Origin of the sequence: Bradyrhizobium sp. WSM1417, assembly GCF_000515415.1 — a bacterium.
GTDB lineage: Bacteria > Pseudomonadota > Alphaproteobacteria > Rhizobiales > Xanthobacteraceae > Bradyrhizobium.
Map to the genome: position 1 here is coordinate 1,188,859 of NZ_KI911783.1, position 12,941 is coordinate 1,201,799.

The 12,941-nt window shown below is 64.0% G+C and carries 13 protein-coding genes; 5 read left to right on the plus strand and 8 right to left on the minus strand.

Features of this window, described 5'->3' with window-relative positions:
- Positions 1 to 97 precede the first annotated feature (97 nt).
- Positions 98 to 607 (minus strand): septal ring lytic transglycosylase RlpA family protein, encoded by a 510-nt coding sequence (locus BRA1417_RS0105800; RefSeq protein ID WP_027515009.1) that lies wholly within the window; start codon positions 605 to 607, stop codon positions 98 to 100.
- A 645-nt stretch (positions 608 to 1,252) separates the two neighbouring features.
- Between BRA1417_RS0105800 and BRA1417_RS0105805 the strand changes: the two genes are divergently transcribed.
- From BRA1417_RS0105805 to BRA1417_RS0105825, 5 genes are all read left to right on the plus strand, one after another.
- A complete protein-coding gene (locus tag BRA1417_RS0105805) occupies positions 1,253 to 1,813 on the plus strand; it encodes a F0F1 ATP synthase subunit delta (RefSeq protein WP_027515010.1) in 561 nt (186 codons plus the stop codon).
- On the plus strand, positions 1,813 to 3,342 hold the full coding sequence (gene atpA / locus BRA1417_RS0105810) for a F0F1 ATP synthase subunit alpha (RefSeq protein ID WP_027515011.1): 1,530 nt from the start codon (positions 1,813 to 1,815) through the stop codon (positions 3,340 to 3,342). The genes BRA1417_RS0105805 and atpA overlap by 1 nt, the downstream gene beginning before the upstream one ends.
- A 153-nt stretch (positions 3,343 to 3,495) precedes the next feature.
- Entirely contained in the window at positions 3,496 to 4,371 is an 876-nt protein-coding gene (locus tag BRA1417_RS0105815; RefSeq protein ID WP_027515012.1) for a F0F1 ATP synthase subunit gamma, read from the plus strand.
- A 52-nt stretch (positions 4,372 to 4,423) separates the two neighbouring features.
- Positions 4,424 to 5,866 carry a F0F1 ATP synthase subunit beta gene (atpD, locus tag BRA1417_RS0105820; protein ID WP_027515013.1) on the plus strand — a complete coding sequence of 481 codons (1,443 nt, stop codon included), beginning with the start codon at positions 4,424 to 4,426 and terminating at the stop codon, positions 5,864 to 5,866.
- Positions 5,867 to 5,952: 86 nt separating this feature from the next.
- Entirely contained in the window at positions 5,953 to 6,360 is a 408-nt protein-coding gene (locus tag BRA1417_RS0105825) for a F0F1 ATP synthase subunit epsilon (RefSeq protein WP_027515014.1), read from the plus strand.
- A gap of 193 nt (positions 6,361 to 6,553) precedes the next feature.
- On the opposite strand, the gene BRA1417_RS0105830 is transcribed toward BRA1417_RS0105825, so the two are convergent.
- The 7 genes from BRA1417_RS0105830 to rsfS all read right to left on the minus strand — a co-directional run bounded on the left by BRA1417_RS0105830 (position 6,554) and on the right by rsfS (position 12,729).
- The gene (locus tag BRA1417_RS0105830) at positions 6,554 to 7,054 is read right to left on the minus strand and encodes an RNA pyrophosphohydrolase (protein WP_027515015.1); all 501 of its coding nucleotides are present in this window, start codon (positions 7,052 to 7,054) and stop codon (positions 6,554 to 6,556) included.
- A gap of 63 nt (positions 7,055 to 7,117) precedes the next feature.
- Entirely contained in the window at positions 7,118 to 7,621 is a 504-nt protein-coding gene (locus BRA1417_RS0105835) for an RNA pyrophosphohydrolase (protein ID WP_018459848.1), read from the minus strand.
- Positions 7,622 to 7,696: 75 nt separating this feature from the next.
- Positions 7,697 to 8,929: a divergent polysaccharide deacetylase family protein gene (locus BRA1417_RS0105840; RefSeq protein WP_027515016.1), complete on the minus strand. Its 1,233-nt coding sequence runs from the start codon at positions 8,927 to 8,929 to the stop codon at positions 7,697 to 7,699.
- A gap of 143 nt (positions 8,930 to 9,072) precedes the next feature.
- Positions 9,073 to 10,431 carry a S41 family peptidase gene (locus tag BRA1417_RS0105845; RefSeq protein WP_027515017.1) on the minus strand — a complete coding sequence of 453 codons (1,359 nt, stop codon included), beginning with the start codon at positions 10,429 to 10,431 and terminating at the stop codon, positions 9,073 to 9,075.
- Positions 10,428 to 11,759 carry a murein hydrolase activator EnvC gene (locus tag BRA1417_RS0105850; protein WP_027515018.1) on the minus strand — a complete coding sequence of 444 codons (1,332 nt, stop codon included), beginning with the start codon at positions 11,757 to 11,759 and terminating at the stop codon, positions 10,428 to 10,430. Before BRA1417_RS0105850 ends, BRA1417_RS0105845 begins: the two co-directional genes overlap by 4 nt.
- A gap of 33 nt (positions 11,760 to 11,792) precedes the next feature.
- Complete coding sequence (gene rlmH / locus BRA1417_RS0105855; protein WP_027515019.1) at positions 11,793 to 12,275, minus strand: 23S rRNA (pseudouridine(1915)-N(3))-methyltransferase RlmH; 483 nt, start codon at positions 12,273 to 12,275, stop codon at positions 11,793 to 11,795.
- Between the two features lie 97 nt (positions 12,276 to 12,372).
- Positions 12,373 to 12,729 carry a ribosome silencing factor gene (rsfS, locus tag BRA1417_RS0105860; protein ID WP_027515020.1) on the minus strand — a complete coding sequence of 119 codons (357 nt, stop codon included), beginning with the start codon at positions 12,727 to 12,729 and terminating at the stop codon, positions 12,373 to 12,375.
- Positions 12,730 to 12,941: the final 212 nt, after the last annotated feature.

A 12,941-nucleotide genomic window follows, 5' to 3' on the forward strand; every position in this document is an offset into this window, starting at 1 on the left:
TCTCCCCCGCGCTAGTTCCTCGCAATGACGGCGGAGGAACAAACAAAAAGCCCGCCGTCCCCCAAAGACGGCGGGCTTGTTTCACGCGTCGAGCGTCTTAGGAAACCACTTCCGCGGTGACGCGGCCGACGCCGGCGCCGGTGAGGCCGATGGCGCGGGCAGCACCCGTGGAGAGGTCGAGGACACGGCCGCGAATGAACGGGCCACGGTCGTTGATGGTGACGATGACGCTCGAGCCGCCATGGGTGACCCGCAGCTTGGTGCCGAACGGCAGCGAACGGTGCGCCGCGGTCATGGCGTTCTGGTTGAAGCGCTGGCCCGAGGCGGTCCTGCTGCCGGACTCGTTCCCGTAAAAGGAAGCCATGCCGGAGAAGGAACGTCCGGTGCCCTGCGACGGCGTCATCGACGCATTGGCGTTACGCCAATCGGAGGACGTGTTGGCATCGTTTTGGGCCTGGTGGCGGTGATGATGGTGGGAATACCGATGGTGATGCCGGGATTTGGCGGAAGCTTCGGTGGCAGTTCCACCGATAAGGAGAGTTGCGGCAACAAAGGCGATCGCCGTACGCGGCCGGGTCACAGAGCCCAGCGTCTTCAAACAAAGCATATATTGGTCCCTAAGCTAGTATTGCCACATATGTGGCAAGTGGAGCCCCCGTAAGTTTGCGAGCGGGACCGCGTTTCGATTCCTAATGAGGCGTGAATTGGGCAGTAAATCCGTTCTGTGTCTTCATGTAATATCTTGTTACCGGCGGGGATATTCGGCCGATATTCCGTGATATTGGATTTTAACGGTTCGTTAACCTATAGACTACTTTGGAATACTGTAAAACGAAGTCATCGCTTCCCGTGTTTAGAATTGGGTAAGTATTCGGCGAGTGAAGCGGACGCGCCCGGAATCACGCCTCAGCGATCCGTGTTCATGGCCGCTATGCGCTGAGGGCAGGAACCATCGGCCGGCGTCGGCTCGGGGTGGGCTTAAGGGCTGTGGCAATTCCGCGGCGTGGCACGTCGCCGTCGCGTCGTCGTGGAGTGCGACGAACTGGCGACAGAACGTCATGCCTTTAATTTGGCGTCATGTTGCACCTGCGCGCCTGCTATGTTAGCAAAGCCGCGATTTTAACGAGCCCGGCACTTCCGTGCAGGGTCGAAAATCGAAGTCCCGCTTGAATTCCAAGGGCTTGGATCGCTAGGCGCCGCTTCGTGGCGACGGTTTTTCCCTTGCGAGTTTAACAGCAAAAAGAGCACGTCTGTGGCTGCAGAAGATACGTCCGTTTCCGGTGTGTCGGGCCGTTATGCAACGGCCTTGTTTGAACTGGCCCGCGACCAGAAAGTGGTCGACGAGGTCAAAGCCGATCTCGAGAAATTCGAGGGCATGCTGAACGAAAGCGCCGATCTGAAGCGCCTCGTCCGCAGCCCGGTTTTCGCGGCCGACGCCCAGTCCAGGGCCCTCTCGGCCGTTTTGGACAGAGCGGGCATCGCCGGTATCTCCGCCAATTTCCTGAAAGTGCTGACCGCCAACCGCCGCCTGTTCGCGGTGGCTGATGTCATCCGCGCCTATCGCGCCCTGGTCGCCAAGTTCAAGGGCGAGGCAACGGCCGACGTCACCGTGGCGGAGGCGCTCTCGGACAAGAATCTCGACGCCCTCAAGGTTGCCCTGAAGTCGGTGACCGGCAAGGACGTCGCGCTCAACGTGAAGGTCGATCCCTCGATCATCGGTGGCCTCGTGGTCAAGCTTGGCAGCCGGATGATCGATAGCTCGCTTCGCACCAAACTCAATTCGATCAAGCACGCGATGAAAGAGGCAGGCTGATGGACATCCGCGCCGCGGAAATTTCCGCGATCCTCAAGGACCAGATCAAGAATTTCGGCCAGGAAGCTGAAGTCTCCGAAGTCGGACAGGTGCTGTCCGTCGGCGACGGTATCGCCCGCGTTTACGGTCTGGATAACGTCCAGGCCGGTGAAATGGTCGAGTTCGAGAACGGCACCCGCGGCATGGCGCTGAACCTCGAAACCGACAACGTCGGTATCGTCATTTTCGGCGCCGACCGCGAGATCAAGGAAGGTCAGACCGTCAAGCGCACCCGCGCCATCGTGGACGCGCCGGTCGGCAAGGGCCTGCTCGGCCGCGTCGTCGACGCGCTCGGCAATCCCATCGACGGCAAGGGCCCGATCCACGCCGACAAGCGCATGCGCGTCGACGTCAAGGCGCCCGGCATCATTCCGCGCAAATCGGTGAACGAGCCGATGGCGACCGGCCTCAAGGCGATCGACGCCCTGATCCCTATTGGCCGCGGCCAGCGCGAGCTCATCATCGGCGACCGTCAGACCGGCAAGACCGCGATCGCGCTCGACACCATCCTCAACCAGAAGCCGCTCAACGCGCAGCCGGACGAGAACATCAAGCTGTATTGCGTCTACGTCGCGATCGGCCAGAAGCGCTCGACCGTTGCCCAGTTCGTGAAAGTGCTGGAAGAGCAGGGCGCGCTCGAATATTCGATCATCGTCGCCGCCACCGCGTCCGATCCGGCGCCGATGCAGTACATCGCGCCGTTCACCGGCTGCACCATGGGCGAGTACTTCCGCGACAACGGCATGCACGCCGTCATCATCTATGACGATTTGTCCAAGCAGGCCGTCGCCTACCGCCAAATGTCGCTCCTGCTGCGCCGCCCGCCGGGCCGCGAAGCCTATCCGGGCGACGTGTTCTATCTGCATTCCCGCCTGCTCGAGCGCGCGGCGAAGCTGAACAAGGACCAGGGCTCGGGCTCGCTGACGGCGCTGCCGGTCATCGAAACCCAGGCCAACGACGTGTCGGCCTACATTCCGACTAACGTCATCTCGATCACCGACGGCCAGATCTTCCTGGAAACCGACCTGTTCTTCCAGGGCATCCGCCCCGCGGTGAACGTCGGTCTGTCGGTGTCGCGCGTCGGCTCCTCGGCGCAGACCAAGGCCACCAAGAAGGTCGCCGGCAAGATCAAGGGCGAGCTCGCGCAGTACCGCGAAATGGCGGCGTTCGCGCAGTTCGGCTCCGACCTCGACGCCTCGACCCAGCGCCTGCTCAACCGCGGCTCGCGTCTCACCGAGCTCCTGAAGCAGCCGCAGTTCGCGCCGCTGAAGATGGAAGAGCAGGTCTGCGTGATCTGGGCCGGCACCAACGGCTATCTCGATCCGCTTCCGGTCAACAAGGTGCGCGCGTTCGAGGACGGTCTGTTGTCGCTGCTGCGCGGCAAGAATGTCGAGATCCTCAACGCGATCCGCGACAGCCGCGATCTCTCCGACGACACCGCCGCCAAGCTGAAGTCGGTGGTCGAAGGTTTCGCCAAGAGCTTCGCATAAGAGAACGGTCGCAAGGCCGGGCTTCTTGTCCCGGCCTTCCGTGCCTCACTGCATGGAAACGAAGACGTGGATGCCCGGGAGAAGCCCGGGCATGACGACTGGGATAGGCTAGCGGCTTGATCCAAGGGATCGAACCGCCGGGGTGAACGAAGAATGGCGTCACTTAAAGACATGCGCGTCCGCATCGCCTCCACCAAGGCGACGCAGAAGATCACCAAGGCCATGCAAATGGTTGCGGCGTCCCGGTTGCGCCGCGCCCAGCAAGCGGCCGAGGCGGCGCGGCCCTATGCCGACAAGATGAGCGCGGTGATCTCCAACATCGCCAGCGCTGCCGCCGGTTCGCCCGGCGCGCCGGTGCTGCTGGCCGGCACCGGCAAGGATCAGGTTCACCTGCTGCTGGTCTGCACCGGCGAGCGCGGCCTGTCCGGCGCCTTCAACTCCTCGATCGTGCGCCTCGCGCGCGAGCGCGCCCAGTCGCTGATGGCGCAGGGCAAGGAAGTCAAATTCTTCTGCGTCGGACGCAAGGGCTACGAGCAGCTCCGCCGCCTGTACGACAAGCAGATCGTCGAGCATCTCGACCTGCGTGGCGTTCGTCAGCTCGGCTTCGTCAACGCCGAGGACATCGCAAAGAAGGTTCTGGCCCGCTTCGACAACGGCGAATTCGACGTCTGCACGCTGTTCTACGCGCAGTTCAAGTCGGTGATCGCCCAAGTCCCGACCGCGCAGCAGATCATTCCGCTGACCGTGGAAGAAAAGGCGGCGAACGCGCCGTCGACGTCCTACGACTACGAGCCGGAGGAAGACGAACTCCTCTCCGGCCTGTTGCCGCGGAATATCGCGGTGCAGATTTTCCGTGCGCTGCTGGAAAACAACGCCTCGTTCTACGGCGCCCAGATGAGCTCGATGGACAACGCCACCCGCAACGCGGGCGAAATGATCCGCAAGCAAACCCAGATCTACAACCGAACCCGTCAAGCCCAGATCACCAAGGAGCTGATCGAGATCATCTCCGGCGCCGAGGCGGTCTGACGCACGAACCAAACGACGGTCGTTCAAGTAAAGAATTTCGAAGGAGAGCTTCATGGCTACAGCAGCTACCCAGGTCGGTCGTGTCACCCAAGTCATGGGCGCCGTCGTCGACGTTCAGTTCGAAGGCCATCTGCCGGCCATTCTGAATTCGTTGGAAACCAGGAACGGCAACATCCGCCTCGTGCTGGAAGTTGCGCAGCATCTCGGTGAGTCCACCGTGCGCACGATCGCGATGGACGTGACCGAAGGTCTGGTCCGCGGCCAGGAAGTGACCGACACCGGTCAGCCGATCTCGGTTCCCGTCGGTGCGGGCACGCTCGGCCGCATCATGAACGTGATCGGCGAGCCGATCGACGAAGCCGGCCCGATCCAGTCCGAAGGCACGCGCGCCATCCACCAGGAAGCGCCGACCTACACCGACCAGTCGACCGAAGCCGAGATTCTCGTCACCGGCATCAAGGTCGTCGACTTGCTCGCGCCCTACGCCAAGGGCGGCAAGATCGGCCTGTTCGGCGGCGCCGGCGTCGGCAAGACCGTGCTGATTCAGGAGCTGATCAACAACGTCGCGAAGGCGCACGGTGGTTATTCCGTGTTCGCCGGCGTCGGCGAGCGTACCCGCGAGGGCAACGACCTCTATCACGAGTTCATCGAGTCCAAGGTCAACGCCGATCCGCACAATCCGGATCCGAGCGTCAAGTCGAAGTGCGCGCTGGTGTTCGGCCAGATGAACGAGCCGCCCGGCGCCCGCGCCCGCGTCGGCCTCACCGGTCTGACCGTCGCCGAGCACTTCCGTGACCAGGGCCAGGACGTGCTGTTCTTCGTGGACAACATCTTCCGCTTCACCCAGGCCGGTTCTGAAGTGTCGGCGCTGCTCGGTCGTATCCCGAGCGCCGTGGGTTACCAGCCGACGCTCGCCACCGACATGGGCGCGCTGCAGGAGCGCATCACCACCACGCAGAAGGGTTCGATCACCTCGGTGCAGGCCATTTACGTTCCGGCCGACGATTTGACCGACCCGGCGCCCGCGACCTCGTTCGCGCATTTGGACGCCACCACGGTGTTGAACCGCGCGATCTCGGAAAAGGGCATCTACCCGGCGGTGGACCCGCTCGACTCGACCTCGCGCATGCTCTCGCCGCTCGTCGTCGGCCAGGAGCACTACGACACCGCGCGTCAGGTCCAGCAGGTGCTGCAGCGCTACAAGTCGCTGCAGGACATCATCGCCATTCTCGGCATGGACGAGCTTTCGGAAGAGGACAAGCTGACGGTGGCCCGCGCCCGCAAGATCGAGCGCTTCCTGTCGCAGCCGTTCCACGTCGCCGAAATCTTCACCGGCTCGCCCGGCAAGTTCGTCGACCTCGCGGACACCATCAAGGGCTTCCGCGGCCTCTGCGAAGGCAAGTATGATCACCTGCCGGAAGCCGCCTTCTACATGGTCGGCACCATCGAAGAGGCGATCGAGAAGGGCAAGAAGCTGGCGGCCGAGGCGGCCTAAGCTGCGAAGGGCGAGCAGGGAGTAGCGAATAGTCGCGCTGCTCCCGCTCCATTCGCAATTCGCTACTCACCATTCGCAGGTTTCCAATGGCCACCTTCCACTTCGATCTCGTCTCGCCGGAAAAGCTCGCCTTCTCGGGCGAAGTCGACCAGGTCGATATCCCCGGCGTCGAGGGTGACTTCGGCGTGCTGGCGGGACATGCGCCGGTCGTGGCCGCGATCCGGCCCGGCATTCTCACCGTGACCACCGGCGGCAAGCACGAGAAGATCATCGTGCTCGGCGGTATCGCCGAAGTTTCCGACAAGGGACTGACCGTGCTCGCCGACGTCGCGACCTCGCTGGCCGAGCTCGACCGCGCCCAGTTCGCCGCGACCGTCTCGGAGATGGAAGAGGCATTGAAGGAACACGAGGGCGACGAGTTCGATCAGGCCATCGCACGGCTCGACCACTTCAAGAGCATCCAGCACGAGCTCAACAGCACGGCGATGCACTAAGCCCCGGTGCACCGCGCCGGGGCCTAAACTGAAATCCCTGAATAAGTTCAGCGCTCGTCACGAAAGTGGCGGGCGCTGAAACTTTGCGTCGCGACGATTGTGCGCTGCCGCCGATCTCTTCCTCTTTGTAACAGCCACAGCGCATCGCGCCGGTGGTGGCTAGCTCCTGTGCATGGAGTTGTTTTTCGCGTTTTTAGTTTGCGAAGGACGCAAACTGCTGCGCCACCGCACTGTAGACGTGGCGGCGGAACGGCACCACGACGTCGGGGACACGATCGAGCCGCTCCCAGCGCCAGGCGTCGAACTCCGCGGGTTGTCCGTTGCGCGGCGTCAGCGGATCGATCTCGTCATCCTTGCCGGTGAAGCGCAGCGCGAACCATTTTTGGCGCTGGCCGCGGAATTTCGCCAGCCGATGCGTTTGCGGCCCGTCATAGGGCGGGAATTCGTAAGTCAGCCAGTCGGTCTCGCCGAGATAGGTGGCGCTCTTGACGCTGGTCTCTTCCCAGAGCTCGCGCAGCGCGGCGTCGCGCAAATCCTCGCCCTCGTCGACGCCGCCCTGCGGCATCTGCCAGTCCAAGCCCGGCAGGATGATCTCGGGTCCGTCGCCCTTGAAGCGGTGCCCGATCAGCACGCGGCCATAGGCATTGAACAGCGCGATTCCGACATTGGGACGATAGGGTTTTTCAATGCTCACGCGTGGATCTCTCGTCGTCATTCCAGGCTGTGCATTAGCATCAACCTGGACTGGCGACGCGGCCTAATCCTGCGCCAGCGCGGAAAATTCCTTCACCACGCGCTCGTAGACCGGGCGCTTGAACGGGACGATCAGCCCGGTCAGGTTCTTCATCGGCTCCCAGCGCCAGCTCACGAATTCGGCCTTGTGGCCGCCGCCGGGCTTTTCGACGTTGATCTCGCTGTCCTTGCCGGTGAAGCGGACCGCGAACCATTTCTGGCGCTGACCGCGGTAGCGGCCCTTCCAGGTGCGCCCGGCGACCGTGCGGGGAATGTCGTAAGTGAGCCAGTCCGGAACCTCGCCGAGCCGCTCGACCGAACGCACGCTGGTCTCCTCATAGAGCTCGCGCTTGGCGGCCTCCCAATTGTCCTCGCCGGGATCGACGCCGCCCTGCGGCATCTGCCAGACATGGGTGTCGTCGACATGCTCGATGCCACCGGCGCGGCGGCCGATGAACACCAGTCCGTCCTTATTGAGCAACATCACGCCGACGCAGGTCCGGTAGGGCAGATCCTCGTAACGCGCCATTCCGCCAGACCTCTCGCATGCCGTCGGTAAGGCTGAAGCAGGCCCGGCGGGCCTGTGCCGTACCAATCCGTTGATTTAGCTGGATTTTGATTTCAGCATCGCGGTTGTCAATGGCACCAAAAGGATACCTCGGTCGCCCAATGTCTTGGTCCAGGCGCCGATGCGCTCGATCGAGACCGGAAGGGCGGAGGCGGTGCCTACGGCCACGCCGCGTTCGCGCGCCGCCGCTTCGAGCTTGGTCAGGGCGCGATCGATCTCGGCCGGGGTCGGCACCGCGTCGATCGCGATATCGCCCTTGCCGAACGGCATCGCCAGGCTGCCGGCGGCCTGAGGTGCGATGCTGCGGGGCGATGAGCCGTCGTCGAAGAAGCCGAGGCCGCGCCTGGCCGCCTCGCGAATGATCGGCTGCATCGCCGGCTCCGTTGCGATGAAGCGGGCGCCCATGAAATTGGTGAGGCCGGCATAGCCCTGCATCCGGCTCAGATGCCAGTACAGGCGGTCCATGTTCTGGTCGGCACTCAGCGACGTCAGCAGCGTCTGCGGTCCCGGATCGTTGTCCGGGAAGTCATAGGGCTCCATCGGGATCTGGAGGAAGATCTCGTGGCGCTGGGCGCGAGCTCGCTCGGCGAGTTTTCCTGGATCGGAGCCATAAGGCGTGAAGGCCAGCGTCACCGCCGCTGGCAGACGCATGATGGCATCGGTGGTCTTGGCGGCGCCGACGCCGAGGCCGCCGATCAGGATCGCGACCACCGGCATCTTGGCGGCCTTGGCGCGGTCGGCATCCGCCGCATAGACGTTGAACGGCTTGAGGTCGCCGGACATCGCGGGGATCATGCCGTAGCGCGATTTCTCGAGGAGCTTTGGGTCGATGCCGGCCATGACGGGCGGCGGTGCGGAGGCCGAGGCCGCCTCGCTCTTGCCGGCGGGATCGCCGCCGATCACCACGTCGTGGCGCGTGCCGGTGGAACCGTCGATCATGGTGACGGTCTTCTGCTCGCCCGCCTGCTTCGGCGCCTCCTTGGTCTCGTGCTTCGTCTCCTGCTTGCTTTCCTGGCCGTGGCCGGAAGCGGCCGGCTTGTCGTCGCCGGCCTTGTCTACGGCATTGGGTTCGCGGATCGCGAGCCGCGTCATCGGTTCGCCGCCGAGCGGATCCTTGTTGAAGATGGCGAAGCCGGCAAAGCTGACCAGGAACAGGCCGAGCAGGACAGCGAGCAGCTGCATGGCCGTGAACGGCAGCCGCAGCCGGCGTTTCCGGCGCGGCTTGTCCCGTCCAAGCGGGGCGCTCAGATCATCGGCCGTTTCAGTCATGCGCGATCCCGAATCACTCGAGACGACGATACCACGCCGAGGTCAAGCGGCGGCAGGCCGGGATAGGCCGGGGATAGCAGGAGTTCCAAGCAAAAAGGGCGGCTCCGGGGAGCCGCCCTTTCGTCAGATCGCGATGCGCCGACCTAGTTCGCTGCTTTGGGCCTGTCGGCCGTGGCCTTGTTGTCGCCGCCCGGCGTGGGGGCCGCGGAGGCGCTGTTCTTGATGCCGTGGAGCAAATCGTCGGCGAGCTTGAGCGCCTTGTCGTCCTTGGCGTCCGGCGGAACGTAGGACTGCGAGCCGGTCTTCTCGTCGCCGTCGTTCTTGAGATGGCCGCGCAGCGATGCTTCGCCCTTGGTGTCGGTGCGCGACTTCAGCTCGTCCGGAACGTCCTGCAGCACTTCGATGTCGGGCACGATGCCCTTGGCCTGGATCGACTTGCCCGACGGCGTGTAGTAGCGCGCCGTGGTCAGACGCAGCGCGCCGTTGCCGGAGCCGAGCGGAATGATGGTCTGCACCGAGCCCTTGCCGAACGAGCGCGTGCCGACGATGGTCGCACGCTTGTGGTCCTGCAGCGCGCCGGCGACGATCTCCGACGCCGAAGCCGAGCCGCCATTGACCAGCACGATGACAGGCTTGCCCTTGGTGAGGTCGCCGGTATGCGCGGTACGGCGCTGGGTCTCCTCGGCATTGCGGCCGCGGGTCGAGACGATCTCGCCCTTCTCCAGGAAGGAGTCGGAGACGGTGACCGCTTCCTCGAGCAGCCCGCCCGGGTTGTTGCGGAGGTCGATGACGTAGCCCTTCAGCTTGTCGCCGATCTGATTCGAGAGGTTGGCGACCTCGCGCTTCAGGCCTTCGGTGGTCTGCTCGTTGAAGGTGGTGATGCGGATATAGGCGATGTCGTCGGCCTCGATGCGGGCGCGCACCGAACGGACGCGGATGTTGTCGCGCACCAGCGTGACGTCGATCGGATTGTCCTGGCCTTTGCGGATGATCTTGAGCTTGATCTTGGTGTTGACGGGGCCGCGCATCTTCTCGACCGCCTGGTTCAGGGTCAGACCCTGCACCGCTTCGTCGTCGAGATTGGTGATGATGTCGTTGGCCATGACGCCGGCGCGCGAGGCCGGTGTGTCGTCGATCGGCGAGACCACCTTGATCAGGCCGTCTTCCATCGTGACTTCGATACCGAGGCCGCCGAACTCACCGCGGGTCTGCACCTGCATGTCGCGGAAGCTCTTGGCGTCCATGTAGCTCGAATGCGGATCGAGACCGGTGAGCATGCCGCTGATCGCGGATTCGATCAGCTTGGTGTCGTCGGGCTTCTCGACATAGTCCGAGCGCACGCGCTCGAAGACGTCGCCGAATAAATTGAGCTGGCGATAGGTGTCCGCGGTGGCGGCTCGCGCGCTGGAGCCCATGAAGACCGCGCGCGGTTGCGTCACGAACAGCGTCAGCGCCGCACCGGTGGCCGCGCTGAGGAGGATAACTGAAGTCTTGCGCATCATCCGCGAACCTTCTCGCCTTCATTTGCGGCCCACCATGGGCCTGGATCGATTGGAGTGCCGTCTTTGCGGAACTCGACATAGAGCACAGGTTGACTCGCGTTCGTGGCGAGAATGGAGGCGACTTGAGAAGTCGACCCCATGGTCGCGACAGGCTCCCCCGTGAGCACAAACTGACCGATGTTGACCGAAATGCGCTCCATCCCGGCGATCAGCACATGATACCCGCCCCCGGCATTGAGGATCAAGAGTTGTCCATAGCTGCGGAAGGGGCCGGCATAGACAACCCAGCCATCACACGGCGTCGTGACCTGGGAGCCGGGCCTGGTCGCCAGCGAAATGCCCTTCTGGACCCCGCCGAGCCCGTCCGAACCGCCGAAATCCCTGATCTTGTTACCGTTAACCGGAAGAGGCAGCAGGCCCTTGGCCGCGGCGAAGGCCATCGCAGGGGTGGTCCGGGAACGGTCCTTGAAAGCGCCCGGGCCGGTCTTGGCGCTGGCGGCCGCGTTTGCAGCCGCCTTGGCCTCGGCCTGCCTGGCGGCCTCAGCCGCCTTCTCGGCCGCCTTGGCGGCACTTTGCAGATCCTGCTCCATCTTGGCGATCAGCCCCTGGAGATCGCCGACCTGTCGCGAGAGCGCGACGGCGCGCGCATTCTCGGCGTCGAGGTCCTTTTCACGCGACGCCTGCTGGCGCTGCCGCTCGTCGACCAGAGCCGCGAGCCGGGTCTGGTCGTTACGCACCTTGTCGCGGTCGGAGGCGAGCTGGTCGCGCTCGGTCGCGATGGTCTTGCGCAAGGCCACGAGCTCGCCGAGCTCGCCCGCGATCTTCTCGGCGCGGCCGCGCAATTCCGGCACCACGGCTCCGAGCAGCATCGCCGTGCGCAGCGATTGCAGGGCATCCTCGGGCCGTACCAGAAGTGCCGGCGGCGTCCGCCTTCCGGCGCGCTGCAAGGCCGCCAGCACCTCGACGATGTCGGCGCGGCGTAAATCGAGCGAGCTGCGCATCGCCTGCTCGCGGCCGTTCAGCGATCGCAGCCGGGCTTCGGCCTCGTCGATCTTGGTCTCGACGGTGCGCACATTGGCGGCGGTGTCGATCAACTGTTGATTGAGCTGGGTGCGGTCCTGGCCGAGCGAGGTGATCTCGGCCTTGAGCTTGGCCTGCGCTTCCTCCGCGCTCTTCTTGCTGGCGCGCGCGGCTTCGAGCTCCTGCTCGCGCTGCTTGATCGCATCGGGCGCGACGGCCGCAGTCTGCGGCGCAGGCGTCTGAGCTTGCGCGAGGCTTGCGCCGGCAACGCCAGCGATCAGCAGCAGGTTGAGGACAGGCGCTCGCATCGCTTTAGGCAAAGGTGCTCGTTGTGGCGCGGGTCACGCGCGGTGATAGGGGTGGCCGGCGAGAATGGTGGCGGCCCGATAAAGCTGTTCCAGAAGCATGACGCGGACCATTTGATGCGGCCAGGTCGCAGAGCCGAACGCGATCGCGAGCTTGGCCTTACGGCGCAATTCGGGCGAAAGTCCGTCCGCCCCTCCGATCATGAAGATAGTATGACCGGCACCCTCGTCGCGCCAGCGCCCGAGATGCCGTGCGAATACGGTCGAATCCAGATTTTGGCCGCGCTCGTCCAGCGCCACCAAGACCGATTTTTCGGGAACATGTGCGGAGATCGCCGCCGCCTCTTCGGCCATCCGCGTCGCGGTATCGCGCGCACGGCTTTCGGGCAATTCGTGGACGGCGAGCTCGCGGAATCCGAGCTTGCGGCCGGCCTCGTCGAACCGCTCGAAATAGCGCTCGGCAAGCTCCCGTTCGGGGCCCTGCTTCAGCCGGCCCACCGCAATGACGGCTATGCGCATGATATCTTCAGGGGTCGCGTTTTCTGGACCGCGCGCGATCTGCGCGCGCACGACGCTAGCATGCGCGTCAGCCGATTCGAAATCGGCCAGCAGCCTCTCAGATCGCCTTCGCCGCCCCTGGGCCCTGCGTGTACAATCTTTCGAGATTGTAGAACTCGCGGACCTCGGGTCTGAACACGTGCACGATCACATCGCCGGAATCGATCAGCACCCAGTCGCAATTGGGCAAGCCCTCGACGTGGATGTTCTTGATGCCGTTTTCCTTGAGGCCTTTGGCGACGTTCTCCGCGATCGCGCCAACGTGCCGGTTCACCCGGCCGGTGGTGACGATCATGTAGTCGGAGTAGGCCGATTTGCCGCGAAGGTCGATGGTGACCGTCTCTTCCGCCTTCATGTCGTCGAGGCGGGAGAGGATCAGGCTCAGCGTCTTGTCGGCGTCGGGTTGCGCCTTCAAGGCCGCAGCTTTGGTCGATGTTTTACGCGTCGGCTTGGCAACCTTGGGTAAAACAGACTTCGGTGAAGCCGTCTTGGGTGAGGCTGTCTTGGACAATACAGATGTGGTCAGGGACCATTCCTTTCACTGTATCGCGAACGCCGAATCCGGCGCTCACTGGTTACACTACATCATGTGGGGTTAAGGGTTTCAATATGCCAGAGAGCCCGAAG

Bases quoted from the DNA above. Each gene is read 5' to 3' on its own strand.
- BRA1417_RS0105800 (WP_027515009.1), bottom strand. From the start codon at position 607: ATGCTTTGTTTGAAGACGCTGGGCTCTGTGACCCGGCCGCGTACGGCG.
- atpA (WP_027515011.1), top strand. From the start codon at position 1,813: ATGGACATCCGCGCCGCGGAAATTTCCGCGATCCTCAAGGACCAGATC.
- BRA1417_RS0105815 (WP_027515012.1), top strand. From the start codon at position 3,496: ATGGCGTCACTTAAAGACATGCGCGTCCGCATCGCCTCCACCAAGGCG.
- atpD (WP_027515013.1), top strand. From the start codon at position 4,424: ATGGCTACAGCAGCTACCCAGGTCGGTCGTGTCACCCAAGTCATGGGC.
- BRA1417_RS0105825 (WP_027515014.1), top strand. From the start codon at position 5,953: ATGGCCACCTTCCACTTCGATCTCGTCTCGCCGGAAAAGCTCGCCTTC.
- BRA1417_RS0105835 (WP_018459848.1), bottom strand. From the start codon at position 7,621: ATGGCGCGTTACGAGGATCTGCCCTACCGGACCTGCGTCGGCGTGATG.
- BRA1417_RS0105840 (WP_027515016.1), bottom strand. From the start codon at position 8,929: ATGACTGAAACGGCCGATGATCTGAGCGCCCCGCTTGGACGGGACAAG.
- BRA1417_RS0105845 (WP_027515017.1), bottom strand. From the start codon at position 10,431: ATGATGCGCAAGACTTCAGTTATCCTCCTCAGCGCGGCCACCGGTGCG.
- BRA1417_RS0105850 (WP_027515018.1), bottom strand. From the start codon at position 11,759: ATGCGAGCGCCTGTCCTCAACCTGCTGCTGATCGCTGGCGTTGCCGGC.
- rlmH (WP_027515019.1), bottom strand. From the start codon at position 12,275: ATGCGCATAGCCGTCATTGCGGTGGGCCGGCTGAAGCAGGGCCCCGAA.